The 20031-nt window shown below is 68.4% G+C and carries 21 protein-coding genes; 1 reads left to right on the top strand and 20 read right to left on the bottom strand.

Annotation, left to right across the window (positions count from 1 at the left end):
- Positions 1-12: 12 nt before the first annotated feature.
- The 6 genes from hemC to JOF56_RS13460 form a co-directional block, all read right to left on the bottom strand.
- On the bottom strand, positions 13-984 hold the full coding sequence (gene hemC / locus JOF56_RS13485; RefSeq protein ID WP_209637715.1) for a hydroxymethylbilane synthase: 972 nt from the start codon (positions 982-984) through the stop codon (positions 13-15).
- On the bottom strand, positions 981-2288 hold the full coding sequence (locus tag JOF56_RS13480) for a glutamyl-tRNA reductase (RefSeq protein ID WP_209637713.1): 1308 nt from the start codon (positions 2286-2288) through the stop codon (positions 981-983). The genes hemC and JOF56_RS13480 overlap by 4 nt, the downstream gene beginning before the upstream one ends.
- A complete protein-coding gene (locus JOF56_RS13475) occupies positions 2285-3088 on the bottom strand; it encodes a redox-sensing transcriptional repressor Rex (protein ID WP_372447869.1) in 804 nt (267 codons plus the stop codon). Before JOF56_RS13475 ends, JOF56_RS13480 begins: the two co-directional genes overlap by 4 nt.
- 163 nt (positions 3089-3251) lie before the next feature.
- Complete coding sequence (locus JOF56_RS13470) at positions 3252-4766, bottom strand: molybdopterin-dependent oxidoreductase (RefSeq protein ID WP_209637711.1); 1515 nt, start codon at positions 4764-4766, stop codon at positions 3252-3254.
- A 65-nt stretch (positions 4767-4831) separates the two neighbouring features.
- Positions 4832-5047 carry a glutaredoxin family protein gene (locus JOF56_RS13465; RefSeq protein WP_209648230.1) on the bottom strand — a complete coding sequence of 72 codons (216 nt, stop codon included), beginning with the start codon at positions 5045-5047 and terminating at the stop codon, positions 4832-4834.
- A gap of 20 nt (positions 5048-5067) precedes the next feature.
- A complete protein-coding gene (locus JOF56_RS13460; protein WP_209637708.1) occupies positions 5068-6510 on the bottom strand; it encodes an AMP-binding protein in 1443 nt (480 codons plus the stop codon).
- Positions 6511-6702: 192 nt separating this feature from the next.
- Between JOF56_RS13460 and JOF56_RS13455 the strand changes: the two genes are divergently transcribed.
- Positions 6703-7329, top strand: a complete 627-nt coding sequence (locus tag JOF56_RS13455; protein ID WP_209637706.1) for a sigma-70 family RNA polymerase sigma factor — start codon at positions 6703-6705, stop codon at positions 7327-7329.
- Here the strand turns inward: JOF56_RS13455 and JOF56_RS13450 are convergent.
- From JOF56_RS13450 to JOF56_RS13385, 14 genes are all read right to left on the bottom strand, one after another.
- Positions 7326-8255 (bottom strand): HAD family hydrolase, encoded by a 930-nt coding sequence (locus JOF56_RS13450; RefSeq protein WP_209637704.1) that lies wholly within the window; start codon positions 8253-8255, stop codon positions 7326-7328. The genes JOF56_RS13455 and JOF56_RS13450 overlap by 4 nt on opposite strands.
- Before the next feature lie 27 nt (positions 8256-8282).
- Positions 8283-9353: a DUF5667 domain-containing protein gene (locus tag JOF56_RS13445; protein ID WP_209637701.1), complete on the bottom strand. Its 1071-nt coding sequence runs from the start codon at positions 9351-9353 to the stop codon at positions 8283-8285.
- 155 nt (positions 9354-9508) lie between these two features.
- The gene (locus tag JOF56_RS13440; RefSeq protein WP_209637699.1) at positions 9509-10495 is read right to left on the bottom strand and encodes a lysophospholipid acyltransferase family protein; all 987 of its coding nucleotides are present in this window, start codon (positions 10493-10495) and stop codon (positions 9509-9511) included.
- A gap of 11 nt (positions 10496-10506) precedes the next feature.
- On the bottom strand, positions 10507-11550 hold the full coding sequence (locus JOF56_RS13435) for an NAD-dependent epimerase/dehydratase family protein (protein WP_209637697.1): 1044 nt from the start codon (positions 11548-11550) through the stop codon (positions 10507-10509).
- Between the two features lie 131 nt (positions 11551-11681).
- Positions 11682-11783 (bottom strand): 30S ribosomal protein bS22, encoded by a 102-nt coding sequence (locus JOF56_RS13430; protein WP_076993459.1) that lies wholly within the window; start codon positions 11781-11783, stop codon positions 11682-11684.
- Positions 11784-11912: 129 nt separating this feature from the next.
- Positions 11913-12146: a helix-turn-helix domain-containing protein gene (locus tag JOF56_RS13425; RefSeq protein ID WP_209637695.1), complete on the bottom strand. Its 234-nt coding sequence runs from the start codon at positions 12144-12146 to the stop codon at positions 11913-11915.
- Between the two features lie 129 nt (positions 12147-12275).
- The gene (gene proC, locus JOF56_RS13420; protein ID WP_209637692.1) at positions 12276-13085 is read right to left on the bottom strand and encodes a pyrroline-5-carboxylate reductase; all 810 of its coding nucleotides are present in this window, start codon (positions 13083-13085) and stop codon (positions 12276-12278) included.
- Positions 13086-13104: 19 nt separating this feature from the next.
- Positions 13105-13875 (bottom strand): thioesterase family protein, encoded by a 771-nt coding sequence (locus tag JOF56_RS13415; protein WP_209648229.1) that lies wholly within the window; start codon positions 13873-13875, stop codon positions 13105-13107.
- A gap of 53 nt (positions 13876-13928) precedes the next feature.
- Positions 13929-14846 (bottom strand): proline dehydrogenase family protein, encoded by a 918-nt coding sequence (locus tag JOF56_RS13410; RefSeq protein WP_209637690.1) that lies wholly within the window; start codon positions 14844-14846, stop codon positions 13929-13931.
- A 169-nt stretch (positions 14847-15015) separates the two neighbouring features.
- Positions 15016-15801, bottom strand: a complete 786-nt coding sequence (locus JOF56_RS13405) for a sugar phosphate isomerase/epimerase family protein (protein ID WP_209637689.1) — start codon at positions 15799-15801, stop codon at positions 15016-15018.
- Positions 15801-17039, bottom strand: coding sequence for an Rv0497 family membrane protein (locus JOF56_RS13400; protein WP_209637687.1), 1239 nt, complete (start codon positions 17037-17039; stop codon positions 15801-15803). The genes JOF56_RS13405 and JOF56_RS13400 overlap by 1 nt, the downstream gene beginning before the upstream one ends.
- 49 nt (positions 17040-17088) lie before the next feature.
- Entirely contained in the window at positions 17089-18033 is a 945-nt protein-coding gene (locus JOF56_RS13395) for a Ppx/GppA family phosphatase (protein WP_209637685.1), read from the bottom strand.
- A 72-nt stretch (positions 18034-18105) separates the two neighbouring features.
- The gene (locus JOF56_RS13390; protein ID WP_042182430.1) at positions 18106-18795 is read right to left on the bottom strand and encodes a response regulator; all 690 of its coding nucleotides are present in this window, start codon (positions 18793-18795) and stop codon (positions 18106-18108) included.
- Positions 18792-19970 (bottom strand): sensor histidine kinase, encoded by a 1179-nt coding sequence (locus tag JOF56_RS13385; protein WP_307855084.1) that lies wholly within the window; start codon positions 19968-19970, stop codon positions 18792-18794. Before JOF56_RS13385 ends, JOF56_RS13390 begins: the two co-directional genes overlap by 4 nt.
- Positions 19971-20031 lie beyond the last annotated feature (61 nt).

The raw sequence follows: 20031 nt of genomic DNA, 5'->3' as shown, positions 1-20031 counted from the left end.
ACTTCCCATCAACTAACTACGGCTCTCGGGGCCGGACAGCACTCCGGCGCCGAGATCGAGCAGTTCCGCGGCCAAGTCACGGCCTAGCTGCTCGGCAGCGGTCAGGTCACCAGTGGCCGAAGCACGCAGAAGATCGACGACAACGGGATCGCCCGCCTCGTTCTTCGCGTACACCGCGGCGACGCCACGCAACGACAGGCGCATCACCACGCGCCCTTCGTCGTCGAGGTCCTCCACGACATCGGCCAGTGCGCCAACGGGCGCGCTGCAACCGGCTTCGAGCGCGGCCAGCATGGCGCGCTCAGCGGATACAGCAGCCCTGGTGGCTTGATCGTCCACAATGGAGCGAAGAAGGTGTTCGACGTCCACGTCGTCGACACGGCACTCGACCGCGAGGGCACCCTGGGCGGGTGCCGGCAGCATCTGGATCGGCTCGAGCACCTCGGTGATCACGTCGAGGCGGCCGAGCCTGCTCAGCCCCGCCTTGGCCAGCACGACGGCATCCAGCACACCGTCGGTGACCTTGCGGATCCGAGTGTCCACATTGCCACGCAGGCCGACGACCTCCAGACCGAGCCCCAGCGCGTCCAGCTGCGCGGCTCGGCGGGGAGAGCCGGTCCCCACGGTTGAACCGGGCGGCAGCTCACCGAGCGTCAGCCCATCCCGCGCCACCAACGCGTCCCGCGGGTCCTCACGCTGCGGCACAGCCGCGAGTGAGAGCCGTGAGTCCGGGGCGGTGGGCAAGTCCTTGTAGGAATGCACGGCCACGTCCACCTCGTCGTTGGCGAGCGCGTCACGCAGCGCCGAGGTGAACACGCCGACACCGATCTCGGCGATCGGCTTGGACGAGCGGTCACCGGGAGTGGACACGGTGACGATCTCGGTCCGGACGCCGGACGCCTTTTCCAGGGCGTCGGCCACTGTCTGGGTCTGGGTCAGCGCGAGCGCACTGCCCCGGGTCCCGATCCGGATGACCCGGTTCATTGGAGTTCACCATCCACATTGGACCCGGAGATGGCATCCGGCTTCGCGGGGTCGAGCGCGAACAGCTCACGCAACGCGTCGGCATAGCCGGCGCCCGCGGGGTTCGCGGCGAGCTGCTTCACCCGGACTGTCGGGGTGTGCAGCAGCTTGTCGACCACTCGCCGGACCGTCCGGGCCAGTTCGTCGCGTACTTCGCCGTCCAGGCCAGGGAGTTTGGAGTCCAGCCGGAGCAGTTCGGCGTCCACGACCTCGGCCGCCCGGCGGCGCAACGCCGTCACGGTCGGGGTCACCTCGGCGGACCGCTGGGCCGCCAGGTACGCCTGAACCTCTTCGGCCACAATGCGTGCCGCCCGCGCCGCGCCCTGGCCACTCGGCGCGTCGGCAAGGCGGCGCTGCAGGCTTTCCAGGTCGACCACGGTCACGTCCGGCAGTTCGCCGACACCGTGCTCGACATCGCGCGGCAGTCCGAGATCGCAGATGACCAACGGGCGTTGCCGTGGCCGGACATGTGCCTGGCGAATAACCGCGGTCACCGCGCCGGTGCACGACACGACGACATCCGCGTCGGCGATGTGGGCCGCGAGGTCGTCAAGACCGACTGCCGTCGCTTCGATGCCGTCTTCGGCAAGCGTTGCGGCGAGGCGGGAACCGTTGGCGGGCGAGCGGTTCGCGATCACGACCGAGCCGATCGCGGCCCGGCGCAACGCGGCCACCGCGAGGCCGCCCATCGATCCGGCGCCGACCACGAGAGCCTTGCGCCCGGCCAAGCCGTCTAGCACGGATTCCGCGTCGGACAAGGCTTCCGAGACGACCGAGCCACCGGCCTGGTCGAGATCCGTCTCCGAGTGCGCCCGCTTGCCGACGCGCAAAGCCTTCTGCGTCAACTCATGCAGGACCCGGCCGACGGTTCCGGCCGCGTGCGCGGCGTTGTACGCCAGCCGCACCTGGCCGAGAATCTGCGCCTCGCCGACCACCATCGAGTCCAGGCCCGCGGCGACCGTGAACAGGTGCTCGACCGCGGCACCCGCGTAGTGCACATAGAGGTGGCGATACAGCGTGGCGGACGGCTGCCCAGAGTGCCTGGAGAGCACCTCCACCACGTCCGACAAACCGCCGTGGAACGCCTCGACCACGGCGTAGACCTCGACCCGGTTACAGGTCGAGACCAGCACGGTCTCGGAGACGTTCGCGCATTTCAGAAGGTCCGCGAGAACCTTGTCGAGAAGGTCCGCGGGTACCGTCACCTGCTCGAGCAGGTCGACATCCGCGGTGCGGTGCGAAAGCCCAACCGCCAGGACGCTCATCGGCCGATCACCACCCCATCGACGCCTGCCCCGTTCATCTTCGGGGGCATCGCCGTGCCGTTGACGTTCATGCTGTCCGCCCTGCGCGCGACATGGAACGACAAGATCTGGAGCTCGACGGCCAGGTCCACTTTGCGTACCTCGACGTGGTCGGGCACCTGGAGCACCACCGGCGCGAAGTTCACGATGCTCGCGACGCCCCCGGCGACCAGCCGGTCGCAGACCGCCTGAGCGGCCGCGGGCGGCGTGGCGATCACGCCGATCGAGACCTCTCGCTCAGCGCAGATCCTGGGAATGTCGTCGATGTGGCTCACCGGCAGCCCGCCGACGGGCACCCCGACGAGATCGGGGTCGACGTCGAAAAGTGCGGCCACGGGAAAACCTCTGCTCGGGAACCCGCCGTAGTTGGCGAGGGCATGTCCGAGGTTACCGATTCCGACTACAGCCACGCTGTGGTTGCGAGTCAGGCCGAGGATCCGTTCGATCTGGTCGACCAGCACGCTGACCTCGTAACCGACGCCACGAGTGCCGTACGAACCGATGTAGGAGAGGTCCTTGCGCAGCTTGGCCGAGTTCACGCCCGCGGCGGCCGCCAACTCTTCACTCGACAGAGTGACGGTGCCCTGCTCGGCCATGCCGGAGAGAACCCGCAGGTAGACCGCGAGGCGGGCCACCGCGGCCTCGGGAATGGCCCGGGCCCGTTGCATCGGGGTGTCCGACACCGGCGGGATGGGCATGGTGACCTCGGCTGCGCTGGGAGCGTCCCGTTCCCCGCCACGCTGCCCACGCGCTGCCGCCACGCTGCTACTCCTCACCGAAACCCGGACTGATCCCACAACCGCCGGAGCGACGTCCGGGGTGATGTGCTTACGGTAGCCATTTGTGAACGGATGCACAAAGTGGCTGGTAACGGCTGAAGCCGGCGTGATGCCTGGTGGGGTCGCCTTGCCCGCGGTTGTTTCGTCAACGCACGCTGATGGTCTTCGAATGCCATCCGGTAGCCCCGTCCGGCACCGGATCCGCCTTCACATCGGTTTGTGTGTAACCCGTCCGGTCGGTGGCGCGGCACTCGATGGTGTGATCCCCGGGCGGGAGTTCCATATCGATCTGCCACATGCGCCATGTGTCCAGACTCACCTCGGCGGCCAGCCGGGCCTGCTGCCACTCGCCGCCGTCGGCACGGACCTCGACCTTGGAAATGCCCTTCGTCTGTGCCCAAGCGATGCCCGAAACCGTCACTTTGGGACCGTTCGCGACGCCCGTTGGGGTGTCTATCCGGGACTGGGTCTTGATCGGGCCACGCGCGGCCCAGCCGCGCTTGAGCCAGTACGCCTCCTTGTCGGCGAACCGGTTGAATTCCATGTCCACAACCCATTTGGTGGCCGAGACATAGCCGTAGAGGCCGGGTACGACCATCCGGGCCGGGAAACCGTGTTCGACCGGCAGCGGCTCGCCGTTCATGCCGATCGCGAGCAGCCCGCGTTCCATCACGTCGGCGACCGGCGTGCCACAGGTCCAGCCGTCGGCGCTGGTCGAGAAGAGCTGATCGGCACCGGGTTTCACACCGGCATCGGCGAGAATGTCCCCCAGTGGCACGCCGATGAAGTTCGAAGTCGAGGTCAGGTCGCCGCCGACTTCGTTGGAGACACAGCACAATGTGACCGCGCGCTCGACAAGCGGACGGTTGCGGATGTCGGCGTAGCTCAGCGTCAGTTCCTTGTCGACGGCGCCGTGAATACGCAGCACCCAGTCCTCGGCCAGCACCTTGGGCACACTCAGCGCGGTGTCGATCCGATAGAAGTCCCGGTTCGAGGTGATGAATCTGGGCGTGGCGGGCGCGAAATCGGCGCCTGCCGGAACAGCCGGTGCGGGCTGAGCAGGCGTGAGCGGCCCCACCGCAGCACGCGAACCATCGACGTCAGTGCGGACTGCGAGCAGTTGCCCGCCGAGACCGGCGACCCCGATCCCGGTCACGACTCCCGCTGAAACCTGCATGAACCTGCGCCGATCCGCAGATTCTTCAATGCCATGAGCCAGCCTGTGCAGCCACCGGAATACGCCGACCCCGGCGAGAAGGCTCGCCACCGGCGCCAGGATCGACAACTGGCCGAGGTCCGGCCGGACCATCACCGCGATGACGCCCAAAGCGCCGATCACGACCGCCACCACAGTCCCCGGCGTCACGCTCCGGCGCGACAGCAACCCAGCGAGCACCGCGATGCCCAGCAGCACAACTCCCATACCGCTGAGCAGAACGAGCTTGTCGGCCGTGCCGAACGTGCTGATCGCCCAGTCCTTGATCGGAGCGGGCGTTATGTCGATCGCGGTGTTGCCGACCGCGAGGAACGGCGACGAGTTCGCGTCCAGAACGCCGGCCACCAGATGACCCGCCGCCAGCGCCGCCGCGACCGCGATGACACCGACCAGTGCCGCGCGCCAGGCGGGCAGCTTGTTGTCCGAGTGCTCCACACCCTCCATTCGACGCCCAACACATCACGGATCGCACCCCGGGTCCACAAGCGGTAAGAAACCCGTTACGTGTGTCAGGCGAGGGCGGTGCGCAGGCGGTCCTCTTCGACCTTCCAGTAGCCGTGTTCGACGTCGTCGATCAGGATCACCGGGACCCGGTCGCCGTATTCGGCGCGGAGTTCCGGGTCCTCGTCGACGTCCTCGGCCGACCAGGGGACGCCGAGGTCGGTGCAGATGCGCTCGACGTCCGCCTCGGCGAGGCCGCAGGCGTGGCAGCCTTGCCTGGTCATCACGGTCACATGGGGCACGGTCACACGGTATCGGCCTTGCGCAGGGAGGCCCGGCGCAGCTTGCCCGTGACCGAGTGGGGCAGGGTGCTGACGAACTCGATCGGGCCTGGGACCTTGAATTTCGCCAGCCGGGCCGCACAGTGGTCGCGGACCTGGTCCTCGGTGAGTTCCACGCCGTCACGCAGGACGATGACGGCTTTGACGCGTTCGCCGGTGCGTTCGTCCGGGACGCCGATCGCGGCGGCTTCGGCGATTTCCGCCAGCTCGGAGAGGACCTGTTCGACTTCGTGCGGGTAGACGTTGAAGCCGTTGACGATGATCAGGTCATTGGCCCGGTCAACCAGGTGCAGGTCGCCCTCGTCGTCGAGGTAGCCGACATCGCCGGTGCGGAACCAGCCTTCGGCGTCGGGGCCGTGTGCGCCGTCGGGCCAGTAGCCGCTGAACAGGTTCGCGCCACGGACCGAGACGACTCCCGCGTCGCCGGCGTCGTCCTCGTCGCCGGGTTCGCCGTCGCTGTCGACCAGGCGGAGTTCGACGCCGGGGAGCGGACGGCCGACCGAACCAGGCTTCGCGATGCCGCCGACAAGCGTGGACGTGAGCACGGGGCCGGTTTCGGTCAGGCCGTAGCCCTCGTAGACGTTCAGGCCCGTCGCCTGGCGCATAGCCAGCAGCGTGCCTGGCTCGAGTGGCGCGGCGCCTGAGGTGAGCAGGCGCAACGTCGCCAGCCCTGCGGAGAGGCGTTCCGCGGGGACACTGGCAAACGCCTGGTACATCGGCGGCACGCCCACGATCGCTGTGATCCGGTACTCCTCGCACGTCTTCAACGCCGGCTCGACGCTGAAGTGCTCCATCAGGACAGCCGAGGCGCTGGCTGCCGCGACCTGGAACAACCCGGGGCCGAGGCCGTAGGCGTGGAACAGCGGAACAGCGAGCAACACACGGTCGGTCGCGGTCACAGGCGCAGGCTTCAAGGACGCGCACTGCTCCACGTTGGCCAGCATCGCGCGGTGCGACAGCATCACGCCGTGGGGCGTGCCGACCGTCCCGGATGTGTAGCAAAGCAACGCGATGTCCTCGCCGCCTGGCGCGCCACGGACTGCGTCAGCGGTCGCGTCGACGGACGGCGGCTCGTTGATCACGAACTTAGGCGTGCAGTGCTCAACCACACGCTGCCGCTCACGCTCAGGCAGGTCCGCGGACATGGGGACGACCGTCGCGCCCGCGCGCAGCGCTCCGAACAGCGCGACGACAAACGGCACGCCGGTCGGTAGCTGAATGGCGACCCGGTCGCCGGGCTGCAGGTCCGCGTCGAGCAGGCGCCTGGCCTCAGCGTCGACCGCTTTGTCCAGTTTCGACCAGCTGACCGAGACCTCGGTGCCCGACTCGGCGAAGGCGAGATGGTCCGGCGCCGTCTCGGCCGCGCGCGCGACCAGGTCAGACACGTTGCGGGGCGCCTGCGCCATGCGGAACCTCATTTCGGGTCAACTATCCGGCGACACGCAGTGTGGCATGAGCCACTCACGTCACGTAGGTGCTCTTATCGTGTCTCATCCTCATACTCGACCCGCTACCTACTTTGCAGTAACAACACGTATGCTGCGTTACGGCTCTGGTGCGGCGGTGCGGTCGCGTAGAGAACCGACGAGGGAGTACCGATGCCTTCACCGTCGTGGCAGGCGCGTAACAGCGCCGAGACACGGCCGGATGCCGGCTCGGAAAAGGAGCTGGACGCCGAGCACCGCCAGGCGTGGGACCTGGTGCACCGTGCTCAGCGCGGCGACACCTCGGCGTTCGGAAAACTCTACGGCCGTTATGTGGACGTCGTATACCGGTACGTGTTGTTTCGCGTCGGCGACCGTGAACTGGCCGAGGACGTGACCAGCGAGACCTTCCTGCGGGCGCTGCGTCGCATCGCGTCCGTGACCTACCAGGGCCGGGACGTCGGCGCGTGGCTGGTCACCATCGCCCGCAACCTCGTGCTCGACCACGTGAAGTCGAGCCGCTTCCGGCTTGAGGTGACTCGCGCGGAGGTGGATGACGGCCGGACCGTGCAGGTCGGCCCTGAGCAGCAGGTGCTGTCCAAGCTCACCAACGCCGAGCTGCTCAAATGCATCGAGCAACTCGGCGACGACCAGCGCGAATGCATCGCCCTGCGTTTCCTGCAGGGCCTGTCGGTCGCCGAAACGGCCGAGCTGATGCACCGCAACGAAGGCGCCATCAAGGCCCTGCAGCACCGAGCGGTCCGGCGCTTGGCCCAGCTATTGCCGACGGGCCTGCGCTAGGCGCGGCGCCGGTACGCCATCCCCACTGCGATCGCGCCCGCGAGAGCACCAGCACCGAGCACCGACGGGACGCCGATCTTGGCGGCCTTACGCCCGGTCCGGAAGTCGCGGATCTCCCAGCCGCGCTTGCGGGCGACGTCCCGCAGCTCACCGTCCGGGTTGATCGCCACAGCCGTACCGACGACCGACAGCATCGGGACGTCGTTCACGGAGTCCGAGTAGGCCGTGCATCGTCGCAGGTCAAGGCCCTCGCGAGCGGCAAGGGCCCGCACCGCGTGGGCTTTCGCGCGCCCGTGCAGGAGGTCGCCCATGAGCCTGCCGGTGTAGACGCCGTCCTCGCTGTCGAGGACCGTGCCGAGCGCACCCGTCAGCCCCAGGCGGCGGGCGATGATCGCGGCCAGGTCCACGGGCGTCGCGGTGACGAGCCACACGCGCTGACCTGCGTCCATGTGCATCTGGGCGAGCTGACGTGTGCCGGCCCAGATCTTGTCGGCCATCAGCTCGTCGTAGATCTCCTCGCCGTGCTCACGCATCTCGTCGACGCTGTGCCCGGCGATGAAGCTCAGCCCGGTCTCCCGGCTGCGGCGGATGCCCTCCGGGCTCTCGCTGCCCAGCAGCCGGAACTTGGCCTGCTCCAGGGCAAAGCGAGCGAGGTCACCGGTGGTGAAGAACTTGCGCGCGGCCATCCCGCGGGCGAAGTGGAAGATCGACGCGCCCATCATCATCGTGTTGTCCACGTCGAAGAACGCCGCCGCGGTCAGGTCGGGCGGCCCGGTGACCGGCGAGCCTTCGGGCTCCATGGCGACAGCGGCGTCGGCGGACGCGGCCCCGGCGAGCACAGCCAGCCGCTCAAGCTCCGGTTGCTTGTCCTGATCGCGCCTGCGGGTCACCACCGAGCCTCCGGGAAAATCACGAGTTACCCCCATCGACACAGGGTACTGACCCGGATGCGGTCAACCGATACGGATCGCCGGGAGTCCGGGCAGCAAGGGTGGAAGTTCCAGGATCGGGATCGGCAGCTGGGGCTGGCTCGGGGCGCTCGGCTGGACCGGGGCGCTCGGCACGGGCACCGGCAGCAGCGGGACCTGCGGCACCGTCTGCTCGACCGGCGGGGTGGGCACGACCGGCGCCTTGCTCTCCTCGGGCGCGGGTGGTGGCGGGGTTTCCGGCGTCTTGACCCGAGGCTGCTGCTGCGTCGACGTGGGCCCAGTGGACACCGTCGGGGCGCTGCTCGCGGTGTCGCGGTGGCACAGGCCTGTGGCGGGTATCGCGCCGATGTCGTCCGAGCCGCCGGTGGTGATCTGGTAGCAGTCGGCCCGGCCCAGCAGCAAGGTGGACCGCTCGGCGATCTTGTCGAGAAGTTGCCGTGACGTGGTGGTGCGCTGCTGTACGGAGACCGGCAGGCGCGGGCCGAGCGCGGCGAGCCGCGTGGTCTGCTGCGCCACCCAGGCCCGCAGCGATTCGAGCTGCTGCAGTTCACCGCGTGTGGCCAGCGCGATCAGCTGGCGGGACGCCTGGGTGGTGTCGGCGTCGAAGTCCGTCAACGCGGTGAGATAACCGCCGACCGGGGCGTCAGCCGGATCCGGGTGGCGCTGGGCCAGCGTCTCCATCTCGCCGACCCGGGCGTTCGCGAACTCCAGGTGCTTCAACGCTTTTGACTCGTCGCCGAATGTCAGACCGAGCGTCGCGGCCTCAGCGGTCCGCTTCACGCCGTAGAGCGCGTCGCCAGGCAGCGCGTCGCGCGACAACAGCAGGCTCATACCGCCAAGCGCGAGAACCAACGCGAGCGCGGCGACGAGCGCGACGGCGAAACGGCCACGACGGGAACTGACGGCCGGACTGGCCTTGACCAGGACGCGCTTACGCATCCGTTCACGAGCAAGATCGTCCGGCGCGATCCCGGGGCCAAGGGTGCGCAAGGCCGCGACGATCGCCAGTTCCGTCTCGAAATCGGGGTCAGGATCCGCGGACGACAACGCACGAGCGAAGCGCTCGTCCTGGTCACCACTTGATCCGCTGTCCACCGGTCTCCCCACTCATGGGCTGTCAACGGTGACAACGAATCTGAGCCCCCGACAGTTACGGTGTGAGCACAATCCACCCATGTGAGGTTTGCCCCCAAAGTGGCGTTGGGGGCATCCAGCGCTCCGAAAGCCACTTTGGGGGCACGACACGACTCTCAGCCGCGGAAGACGCCGGGGCGTTGGGCGAGGCGGCGGTAGATCGACTGCTGGATGGTCTCGCGGACCTGGTCGGAGAGGTTGAACACGACCATCGGGTCGTCCGCGTCCGCCGGATCGTGCTCATCGGTGCGGATCGGCTCGCCGAACTCGATGTACCACTTCGACGGCAACGGCACGGCGCCGAGCGGGCCGAGCAACGGGAACGTCGGCGTCACCGGGAAGTACGGCAGGCCCAGCAGCCGGGCCAACGGCTTCAGGTCGCCGATCTTGGGGTAGATCTCCTCGGCGCCCACGACCGACACCGGGATGATCGGGACACCGGTACGCAGCGCCGCCGCGACGAATCCGCCCCGGCCGAACCGCTGCAGTTTGTAGCGGTCCTTGAACGGCTTGCCGACGCCCTTGAAGCCCTCCGGCCACACGCCGACGAGCTCGCCGGAGCTCAGCAGCCGCTCGGCATCGGCCGCGCACGCCAGGGTCTGGCCGGTCTTGCGCGCCAGGCTGCCCAGCAGCGGCACCTTGAAGACAAGATCCGCGCCCAGCATCCGCAGATGCCGGTTGTGCGGGTGGTTGTCGTGCACCGCGATCGCGGTCATCACCGAGTCCCACGGCAACGTGCCGGAGTGGTTCGAGACGACCAGTGCGCCGCCGTCCAGCGGCAGGTTCTCAGTCCCGTGTGTCTCCACGCGGAACCATCTCTCGTAGATCAGCCGCAACGGCGGCATCATCACGTTGTCGGTCAGCTGCTTGTCGAAACCGAACTCGTCAACCGCGTAATCACCGGTCAGCCGCTTGCGGAGGAAACCCAGGGCGCCCGCGATGTTCTGCTGCAGGCCGGTGGGTTCGGGCGCGGGGCGCAACGGGGTTGGTTCGACCAACGGGCGTGGGTCCACCCGCTCGGTCAATGTGCGGTTCATCCGACGACGTTGTTCGGGGGTGCGCAGCGGGATCACTTGTGCTTCCTGCATGAGCAGTTCACCCATCGGTTCGTCGTTTACGATCCTCGCCGGTCGTCGCGGACCAGCGATAGCTTCTTCTCCAGGCCCGCCAGGCGCGCCGGGTCGAGCACCGGTCGCAGGCCTCGGCCATGGACGTAGTCATCGAATGCCTGGCGTGTGCTCCACCGCGGCGAGAAGCCGAAATCACGCTTCAGCCTGGTGGTGTCCACAACCCGGCCGTAGTTGAGGAACTGGATCTGGTCGTGCGAGAAGTCCACGCCACGGGCGTTCTGAAGGACCCTGGCCGCGGCGGGAATCGCCACCCGCGGAACCGGGACGGCAACCCTGCCAGCCCGTCGGATGGCCTGTGAAAGCGTGAGCACGCCATCCCCGCCGACGTTGTAGACGCCGGGGTGGTCGGCTGTGGTGGCACGCTCGAGGACAGCGAGTGCGTCCTCCGGGTGAAGCAACTGCACCCGGGCGTCGAAGCCCAGCACAGTGGGCACGACCGGCAGCGCGAAGTACCGCGTGAGCACGGTGTCGACGCCGGGGCCGATCATGTTCGTCAGCCGCATGGTGGTGACGGGCACGTCCGGACGGCGACGTGCGAAACCGCGGACATACCCCTCGACCTCGACGGCGTCCTGGGCATACCCGCTGGTGGCAAGCTCCTTGGGCGCCATGTCCTCAGTGCACACAGCCGGAACGCGGGCGCCTGCGCCGTAGACCGCGGCGCTGGACTTGACCACGAGCTTGCGTACCTGCGGCGAGCGCTGGCACGCGGCGAGCAGCTGCATGGTGCCGATCACGTTCATCTCTTTGATGGCCGTGCGGCGGGAGGGGCCCGGCGGGCTCGCCGTGGTGGCGGCGTGCACGACGGTGTCCACCCGTGCCGAGCTGATCACCTTGGCGATCAGCGGGTTACGGATGTCGGCGCGGACGAACTCCGCCCGTCCCATGACCTTGAGCAGGTCTTTGGCGGGCGGAGCGGTGTCCACTCCGAGAACTCGTTCGATATCCGGGTTGGCGGCGAGGCGTGCGGCCAGATGTGCACCGACGTACCCGCCCGCTCCGGTGACCAGGACGACCTTGGGCGTCATGTGTACCTCTCCGCAGGCGTTCTGACCGCCGGTAGCTTACTCGCCCACCCGCCGCGAACCCGCCTGGAGATACGAGGTGTTAACGCAGGTCACACATGGTTTTGCGGTTATCACCCGATCGGCGGAGCCGGTTACTTGCCCTGCTTGCGACGCGCGTGCCGGGTCTTGCGCAGCAGCTTGCGGTGCTTCTTCTTGGACATGCGCTTGCGTCGCTTCTTGATAACCGAGCCCATACGGGTTCCTTGCCTTGTCTGTTGGTGGGTCTTCTACCGCGCAGGGCCACGATCGGGGCACACGCACGAGCGACCGCCGAGTTTACCCGGCGGTCACCCGGTCGGAGTCACTGCCCTTCACCCGGCCCGTCAGCCGGCGTCGAAGTAGGCGTTCTCCAGGTAGGTGTGCACGGCCTTCTCCGGCACCCGGAACGACTTTCCGACCCGCACCGCGGGCATCTCGCCGGAGTGCACGAGCCGGTAGACAGTCATCTTGGAGACCCGCATCATCTTGGCCACCTCGGCGACTGTCAGGAACTGCACCTGATTGATCGCCGTGGGGCTGATCGGTGTGGGTTCCGCATTTCTCTTGTTGGTCGGCATGTGTCACGCGTCCTTAGCCACGCGTCGCGCTACCGATCTTCCCCATCGGCAGTATCGACACGCACGTGCTTCTAGAGAGAGTAGCGGGACACGTGTGACAGTTGCGACCTCCATGAGGGGTACGGCGCATTACGCCTCGTGAGCCTTGCCGAGCTCCTGGGAACGGTCGCGTGCGGCTTCGATGGCCGCGAGCAGGGCTGCTCGCACTCCGTGGCGCTCGAGCTCACGGATAGCCATGATCGTGGTGCCGGCCGGCGAGGTCACGGCCTCACGCAGCGTGACTGGGTGTTCACCTGTTTCGGCGAGCATGGCGGCGGCGCCCACGGCGGACTGGATGATCAGCTTCTCGGCCACGTTGCGCGGCAGGCCGAGCAGGATGCCTGCGTCGATCATGGCCTCGACGAGGTAGAAGAAGTACGCCGGACCGGACCCGGACAGCGCGGTGACGGCGTCCTGCTGGGACTCGGGCACGCGGATGACCTCTCCCACGGTCGACAACAGCTCCTCGACGAGTGCCAGATGCTGCGGCTGGGCGTGCCTGCCCGCCGAGATCACGCTCATCGCCTGGCCGACGAGCATCGGCGTGTTGGGCATGACGCGGACGACCGGGATGCTGTCGGGCAGCTTGCGCTCGTACAGCGACGTGGGCAGACCTGCGCACAATGACACGATCAGGTTGCGTTCGTTCACGACCGGGGCCAGTTCGTCGAGCACCGGGTCGATGTCCTGCGGCTTGACCGCGACCACGAGCACATCGGCCTCCGCGGCGGCCGTGGGCACGTCCACCGCGCGCACGCCGTAGTGCTTGGTCAGCTCGGCCGCGCGCTCCTCATAGCGCTCGGTGAACAGCAGATCCTCAGGCTGCCTGCCACCGGACAGCAGCCCGGACAGCAGCGCCTCACCGATCTTGCCCGCCCCCAGCACAGCAATGGTCGTCATGACCCGTAAGCGTGCCAGATCAGCCCGTCGTCGCAGTCAGGGCCAGCTGACGTGCCTGACACACCAGACGGCCCGTCGAGTCCACCACCGTGGCGTCTGAGTCGAACCACGCCCCATGCACGGCACGGCAGTCGACCTGGATCCGCAGCCACCCTGGCGCGGGTCTGGATCGCAACAACGCCGTCAGCTGTACAGCAGGCGACCAACCCATACGGCCCAGGTTGAACGTCACCGGCATCGAGATGTCGCCGGCGACGAGGGCGAACAACGGGTCCGCGTGCTCACCGCGCGGGCGTGCCCACAGCCGTAGCCGCAACGGATCGCCCACGTGCCCATGCAGGAACCCCGCACCGGACGGGTCGAGCCGCACGTCGCAGCCCTCGGTCAGCCGGAACATCGACGCCGACGGCAGCGTGGCGATGTCGATCGCGTTGCCCGGCGGCTCGGCAGGCTGGTTCGGCAGGTCCGTCCACGCCGCACGGTCGCGGGGCAGCCGTCCGGTCGTGATCACCGCCTCGACACAGCTGCGGCCGCGCTGTTCCAAATTGACCGCGACGACCGTTGCCTGACGGCCGGTTTTGCGGACTTCGGTTCGCAACAACGCGGGCCCGACTCCCGGGGCGTGCAAGAACTGCGCGCTGACTGCGAGCGGATCCACCAACGGGGTGCCGTTGCCGGTATGCAAAGCGACTGCGGTTTTTGCCAGCAGTGCGAGTAGGAAACCGCCGTGCGGTTTGCCACCGACGGTCCACTCGGCCGGCAGTTCCGCGGTGAATGTGCCGTCGCCCATAGGACGAATGGCGGCGGCTGTACTGAACGAGATCACGTTACTTCCTCGCCCGTTCACGAATGGCTGACCAATGCACGTGCGAAGAACGTTGTATTGGCGGGCCTTTCGGCCAACCGGCGCATGAGGTAGCCATACCATTGAGAGCCATAGGGCACATAGACCCGCACTGTCTCCCCCTCCTGCGCCAGCCGGCGCTGTTCGTCTGGCCGGACTCCGAAAAGCATTTGGTACTCGTAGGTTCCCGGCTTCCGGTCATACCAACGCGCCCGTTCGCCGACAATACGCACCAGACGGGGGTCGTGGGTTGCGAACATCGGGTATCCATCACCGGCCAGGAGCGCATTCGCGCATCGCACGTAATTCAGATCCACTTCATGGCCGCCGAACGCGACGGCCGCCGGCTCGGCATAAGCACCCTTCACGAGTCGTACCCGGGTACTCGCGAGCCGTCCGCAGTCGGTCAGGGTCCGGTGCAGGTAGCTCTGCAGGACCGCGCCGGTCGACGGCCAGGTGCGCCGCAACTCCGCGAGCACTCGCAGAGTCGAGTCGGTGGTGGCGTGGTCCTCCATGTCGAGTGTGACGGTTGTGCCGCATTGTTCGGCCGCCGCGCATACGCGGGACGCATTGTCCAGCGCCACGCGCTCACTCAACTTCTGGCCGACCGCGGAAAGCTTGACGCTCACCTCGGCCCTGGCGGCCAGCTGCTCGGCGTGCAACGCGTCGAGCAGCTCAAGGTAGGCGCGGACGTTCTCGTCGGCGTGGGCCACGTCGGCGACGTCCTCGCCGAGGTGGTCCAGGGTGACCGACCGGCCGGAGGCGACGACTTCGCGGGTCACGGCCACCGCGTCCGCCGTCGTTTCCCCGGCGACGAACCGCCGGACGACATCTCGGCTGACCGGAGCGGTGGCGACAAGCCGACGGATCGCATCGTTGCCGGCCGCCGCGAGGATCAGCGATCGCAGCGGGTGCACGGACAGACTCTACGACCCTCGTTCAAGATCACTTACGCCTGGATCCCCTTTATGACCAGGTGATCGACTGTCAAGAACCAACCGGGGGAACCCTCAAGCCGGGTCTGCTGTGTCCCCAATGCCACATTGGTGGCATCGCATGCCCCCAATGTGGCATTGGGGGCAAAACTCAGCGGTCGAGGTGCAGGCGGGCGAAGAGCAGTGCCTCGGCCAGGTCGCGAGCCCGTTCGGCGGGGTTCCTGGCGTTGCGGGTATTGATCTCCAGCACCACTTGGCCCGTGAAACCGTTGGCCGCCAGCATTTCGCAGACCTGGTCGCACGGCTGCCCGCCCCGGCCGGGGATCAGGTGCTCGTCGCGGGGAGCACCGGTGCCGTCCGCGAGATGCAGGTGCTGCAGGCCCGTCCCCATCCGCTTGGCGAGCTCGACAGCGTCCTCCTGCGCCGCGGCGGTATGCGAGAGGTCGAGTGTGTAGTGGCTGTGGCCGGCGTCGGTCGGGTCGATCGACGGTTTGAACGCGGACACGCTTCGCCCACGCCCCAACGGTTTCACCGGGAACATGTTCTCCACGGCGATCGCGATCCCGGAGGAGGACTCCAGCTCCGCGACGAGTTCGGTGAACCTGTCGGCGTAACGGCGTTGCCAACGGAACGGCGGATGCACCACGACAGTGGGCGCGCCAAGGTCCGAAGCGGCTTCCACCGACCGGCGGAGCCGGACTTCGGGGTCCGGGGACCAGATTCGCTGGGTGATGAGCAGACAGGGCGCGTGGATGGCCAGAATCGGCACGCCGTGGTTGCGCACGCACCGCCGCAGGGCGTCCACGTCCTGACTGATCGGGTCGGCCCAGACCATCACTTCGACGCCGTCGTACCCCAGCGCACCGGCCAGCTGGAAACCGGCGGCCGCGTTCTGGGGCCAAACGGACGCGGTGGACAGACCGACAGGAATGGCCACTAGCGGTTCAGCAACAACATGGCCGCTGGGGACACCGTGACGACAAGGCCGACGAGCACCGTGAGGATCGTGGTCTGCAGGTCGTCCGCGCGCCGGATCTTGCGGACCACCCAGACCAGACCGATGATCACGACCAGCGCCACGCCGAGCGCGGCGGCCGGCAGCTTGCCCCACAGCCAGTTGAAGCCGAGCCACAGGGCCGCGCCGCCGATCACGCCGATCGCGAGCTGGCCCGCCATCGACAGCCATTCCTTGACCGGGGAGGCCGGCTTGCCCTCGTCTTCGTCCTCGTCGAAGTCGTCGGCGCCGATCGGCCGTTCGTCCTCGATCGAGCGCATCGACCGGCGGGAGTCCTCGTAGTCCTCTTCCCGCTCAAGGCCCTCGACGTACTGGGTCGACTCGCCGAACTGCGGCGGTTCCGCGTACTGGGTTGCCTCACCGAACTGGGGCGCCTCGGCGTACTGCGTCGCCTCACCGCCGACCGGGTCGAACCCGTGGTACTCGGTGGGGTAGTTGTCGCGTTCGTCCGGCTCGTGCTGCGGGTACGCCGGCGGCGGTTGCGGCAACGGCATCGACGGCTGCGGGCCACGCGCCGTGCGGGCCACGCGGTGCGGAGCCGGATGCTGGCCCGTGCGGTTGCCCGGCTGGGAGAGCTCGTCCGGGATGCGCGGCATCTGCTCGGTGACGCCTTCGGCCGGCATCGGCGGCTGATCAACCGGCACGGCACGCATATCGGTCCGGCTGTCCTGCCGGCCGTCGAGCCGCGCGGCCAGACCACCGGGCTCGGCAGGCGGCGCCGGCCACTGCGAACTCGGCTGCGGTTTGGGCTGGGGCGTCGGCCGCGGCAACGACTGGGAGCTCTGGGGCATCCTGCGCTGCCGCTCCGGCGGCGCGACCGGCGGCATCTGCCGCTGGGTCGGCTGCAGGGCCTGGGCCGCGATCGACGGCGGCGGAGTCACCGGTGGCGGGGGCTGCGGCGGCTGCGGCACCGGACGGTGCCTGCTCGTCGGCGCCTGCACCTGCGGCGGCTGCGGCGGGTCGTCGGCCGGGATGCGCGGCAGGTTGGTGCCGCTGTCGGACAGGACCCGGTCGATGATCGCCTGTGGAGCGGTCTCCTCGGCGTCATCCGCACGGCGGCGCCGCCTTCTGGGCGCGCTCTCATCCGGGCTGTTGCCATATTTGGCGAGCAGCTCGGCCACCGTGCGCTGAGTGCGCTCCGGCCCTTCCTCTCTAGTCATCTCTTCCACCGTGCCCAATGCAGGCCGAACAGTCCAGTGCTCAGCCCCGTCATTTCGAACCCACCGTGCCGTTGGTCTGGTCGAGCCGCCGCAGGATCACGCCTTCGCGCAGCGCCCACGGGCAGATCTCCAGTTCCGGCCGGCCCAGCGCGCGCATCGTGGCCTGCGCCACTAACGCGCCCGCGACCAGCTGGTGCGCCCGGCTGGCACTCACCCCTTCCAGCTCGGCCAGGTCGTGCGCGGACATCCGGGAGATGAACGCGAGCAGCTGGCGCAAACCGGCCTCGGTGAGCACCCGCCGCACCTGTGGTCCGGATGAGGATGGCGCGGCACCGGTCAGCCTGGCTAGTGATCGGAAGGTCTTGGATGTCGCGACCACCCGATCGGGTTCGCCGTACTTGAGCATCTTCTTGGCCACCGGCGCAAGCTGGTCTTCCAGCCAGCCCGCGGTCTCGGCGATCTCGTTGCGGGTCGGCGGGTCACTGCGGAACCGGGTCCGGGTCAACCGGCCGGCCCCCAGCGGCACCGACATGGCCCGCTCAGGCGCCTCATCCCGGCCGACCGCGAGCTCCAGCGAGCCCCCACCGATGTCCAGCACAAGCAGCCGCCCAGCCGACCACCCATACCAGCGCCGCGTGGCCAGGAACGTCAGGCTCGCTTCGTCCTCACCGGACAGAACCTGCAGGTCGACCCCGGTCTCACTGCGGACACGCTCCAGCACGGCCGCGGCATTGTTCGCCTCACGCACAGCCGACGTGGCGAACGCCATCAGCTCCTCACACCCGAGCTGAGCCGCCGAACTCTTGGCCGACGCAACCGTGCGGACCAGTTCGTCCGCGCCCACTTTGGACAGGTCACCGGCCTTGTTGATGCGCTCGGCCAGCCGCAGGACCGTCTTCTCAGACCGCGCGGGCAGCGGGTGGGCACCCCTGTGCGCGTCCACCACAAGCAGGTGGACGGTGTTGGATCCGACATCGAGCACGCCCAGGCGCATAAACCGAAACGTTACCTGGCGGTTGGGACGTCCGATCTGGCACATACGCGTCACGCCCCAACCTGACCATGATCACGACTCGAATTTGTAGCCCAGGCCTCGGACGGTCACGAGGTGCCGTGGAGATGAGGGGTCCGGTTCGATCTTGGAGCGGAGGCGCTTGACGTGGACGTCGAGGGTCTTGGTGTCGCCCACGTAGTCGGCACCCCAGACGCGGTCGATGAGCTGGCCCCGAGTGAGGACCCGGCCGACGTTGCGGAGCAGGTATTCGAGCAGGTCGAATTCCTTGAGCGGCAGCGAGACCTCGGCGCCGTCGACGGTCACCACGTGCCGCTCCACGTCCATCCGGACCGGGCCGGCGGCCAGGACCTGGGGCAGGAGTTCGCCTTCGGGGCCGCCTTCGCCGCCGCGCCTGAGTACCGCGCGGACCCGGGCGATGAGTTCGCGGGCGGAGTAGGGCTTGGTCACGTAGTCGTCCGCGCCGAGTTCGAGGCCGACGACCTTGTCGATCTCGCTGTCGCGGGCCGTCACCATGATCACGGGGACGGCGGAGCGCTGGCGGAGCGCCTTGCAGACGTCGGTGCCGCTCATGCCGGGCAGCATCAGGTCCAGCAGGACTATGTCGGCGCCGTTGCGGTCGAACTCCTCGAGTGCCTGCTGGCCGGTGCCGGCCACGGCCGCGGTGAAACCCTCCTTGCGCAGCAAGAAGGCCAGCGGGTCGGCGAAGGACTCCTCGTCCTCGACAATGAGAACCCTCGTCACAGCGCTCCTCCATGATCTATCTCTGCGCCCGGCGCGGGGATTCGCGCGAGGACCTTGTCACCGTTCACCCGCTGTACGGGGATCCGGAGCGTGAACGTGGAGCCCGTGCCCGGCCTGCTCCACAGCTTGACCTCGCCGCCGTGGTTGGCGGCGACGTGCTTGACGATCGCAAGGCCCAGGCCGGTCCCGCCGGTGACCCGGGAGCGGGCCTTGTCCACCCGGTAGAACCGCTCGAACACGCGTTGCTGGTGTTCGTCGGCGATGCCGATGCCGCGGTCGGTCACGGCGATCTCGACGTGGCCTTCGTGCAGCCTGCGGCTGATCGACACCGGGCTGCCGGGCGGCGAGTAGGCGACCGCGTTCTCCAGCAGGTTGCTCAGCGCGGTGACCAGCAGGGTGCGGTCGCCGTCCACGAGCAGGCCGCTGGGTTCGTCGGTGGCGATCGCCACGCCGCTCGACTCCAGGGTGAGGGTCGCGCGGCCCAGGGCTTCCCGGACGACCGCGTCGATCTCGACCGAGTTCAGCTCGGGCAGCTTCTCGGCTCCGGTCAGACGTGAGAGTGCGATCAGTTCGGTGACCAACGTGCCCAGCCGGGTGGCCTCGCGCAGGATCTTGCCGCCGAAGCGGCGCACCTGCTCCTCGTCGTCTGCGGCGTCCAGGACGGCCTCGGCCAGCAGGGCCATCGCGCCGACCGGGGTTTTGAGCTCGTGGCTGACGTTGGCCACGAAGTCGCGCCGGGTCGCCTCCAGCCGGACCGCGTCGGACTCATCGGCCGCGTCGACGACCGTGAAGCCGTCGAGCAGGGGCCGGACCTCGGCGCGTACGGCGGCGGGCTGGCGGCCCCGGGTCTCCGGGGGAGTCAGGTCGATCTCCACGAGCTCGCCGGTCTCCACGACCGTCTCGGCGGCCTTGCGCGCCCGGTCGTCGACCCGGTTGTTGTGCACGACGCCGAGCTCGGCGGCTCTCGGGTTGTAGAGCACGGCTCCGCCGAACGGATTCACCACGACGATGCCGTTGCGGGAGTCGAGGACGAGTCGCTGGATCAGATCTGCCACTGTCGGACCCTCGGGCCGGCGCGCCGTGCCACGGCTGCGTCTCCGGCCGATCAGGTAACCGACAAGGCCGCCGATCAGCAGAACGCAGATCGACAAGGCCAGGTAGGCCGGTGCGGTCACGTCCGAATGGTAAGCAGGTGAGGGGCCCTTCGTACTAGTCCGATGCCCCCTTCCGTGATCC

Origin of the sequence: Kibdelosporangium banguiense, from assembly GCF_017876405.1 — a bacterium.
GTDB classification, from domain to species: Bacteria; Actinomycetota; Actinomycetes; order Mycobacteriales; family Pseudonocardiaceae; genus Kibdelosporangium; species Kibdelosporangium banguiense.
The sequence above is the reverse complement of the archived record's forward strand: the minus strand, read 5'-3'. Positions and strand labels throughout refer to the sequence as shown.